Source organism: Streptomyces sp. NPDC057486 (genome assembly GCF_042802415.1).
In the GTDB taxonomy this organism is placed as follows: Bacteria; Actinomycetota; Actinomycetes; order Streptomycetales; family Streptomycetaceae; genus Streptomyces; species Streptomyces yanii.
Genome location: NZ_JBHVEE010000327.1, coordinates 1 through 1,507, shown reverse-complemented (window position 1 = coordinate 1,507; position 1,507 = coordinate 1). Strand labels below are relative to the sequence as shown.

Annotated in this window: 1 protein-coding gene; it reads left to right on the top strand. The window is 68.7% G+C overall.

Features of this window, described 5'->3' with window-relative positions; genetic code table 11:
* Positions 1-184: 184 nt before the first annotated feature.
* On the top strand, positions 185-1,483 hold the full coding sequence (locus ACFU6I_RS48690) for a transposase (RefSeq protein ID WP_384381046.1): 1,299 nt from the start codon (positions 185-187) through the stop codon (positions 1,481-1,483).
* Positions 1,484-1,507: the final 24 nt, after the last annotated feature.

Sequence of the window (1,507 nt, the reverse complement as noted above, 5' to 3'; positions counted from 1 at the left end):
CTCGTGTTTCGCACTTTTTGGATCACTGGGTCGGTGAACTGGTGTGTGATGATGCGCTCGATCGGGTGGTGAGAGGCCGTACCTCTCATGGGGTGTGACGGACAGACAGAAGCATCGGCGGTGTCTGTTTCACCCTGTTGAGAGTGATCCGCCGATGCTTCCAGTGGGCACGATACCGCCGTCCTTGTTCGCTTTCCTGGCTGTCTGCCGTTCCTGCTTCACCGCTCCGACGTTCCGCACGTTCAGCGTTCTGCTGACCGGGCTGATCGCGCAGACCCGCCGCCGCACCGTGTGCGGGATGCTGCTGGGCACGGGGTTGGAGCAGGTGTGGCACCACGCCCGTTGCCACCGACTGTTCTCCACCGCCCGCTGGTCGGCCGACGACGTCGGCCTGGCCCTGGCCACGCTGGTCGTGTCACGCCTTCTCCCGGACGGTGCACCGCTGCGGGTCGCGGTTGACGACACCCTGTTCAAGCGGTCCGGCCGCAAGGTCTTCGGTGCTGCCTGGCAGCACGACGGTGCCGCGAAGGGGCCGCGCCCGGCCGGCTTCGGCAACTGTTGGGTCGTCGCCGGGATCGTGGTAACCGTGCCGTTCCTGACCAGGCCGGTGTGCCTGCCGGTCCTGGCCCGCCTGTGGCGCCCCCGGCACACCGGGAAGATCGCCCTGGCCCGCGAGATGATCGAACTGCTCGCCGCCCACTTCCCCGACCGCATCGTGCACACCGTCGGGGATGCCGCCTACGTCGGCGAGCACCTGCGCGGCCTGGACCCGCGGATCACCTGGACCAGCCGCCTGAAGGTCACCTCCGTGCTGCACGAACTCCCGCCCCCGCGCACGGGCAAGAAGGGACGCCCGCGCACCCGGGGCCCACGCCTGGGCACACCCACCGACCTCTCCCAACTGCTGGACTGGCACCGAACCAAGGTCCGCCGCTACGGACGCACCGACACCGTGTTCCTCGCCGAGCGGACCTGCCTGTGGTACGGCTCCTTCCACACCCAACCGGTCCGGGTCGTGCTGGTGTGGGACAGCAACTGCGGCCCCGGCACCAGCCTGGACCGCGGCTACGGCGCCGCCCTGGTCACCACCGACCTCACCACGCCAGCCGAACAGATCGTGGAACGCTACGCGTCCCGCTGGACGATCGAGACCACCTTCTACGACGCCCGACAGACCCTCGGCGTCGGCGAGGCCCGCAACCGCACCCGCCTCGCGGTCGAACGCACCGTCCCCTTCGGCCTGCTCGCCTACACCGTGGTCACCGCCTGGTACGCGCTGGTCGGCCACCAACCCGCCGACACCGAGGAGCACCGCGCCAGGGCCCGCTGGTACACCACCAAGACCCAGCCCTCGTTCGAGGACATGACCGCCAAACTCCGCCGCACCATCATCGCCCACCGTTTTCGCGACCCACACCCCCACCAGGCAAGACCCGAAGAAATCCAGGCCGTCCTCACAGCCTGGGCCGCCGCCGGAACATGATCACTCAACACTGCGAAACACGAG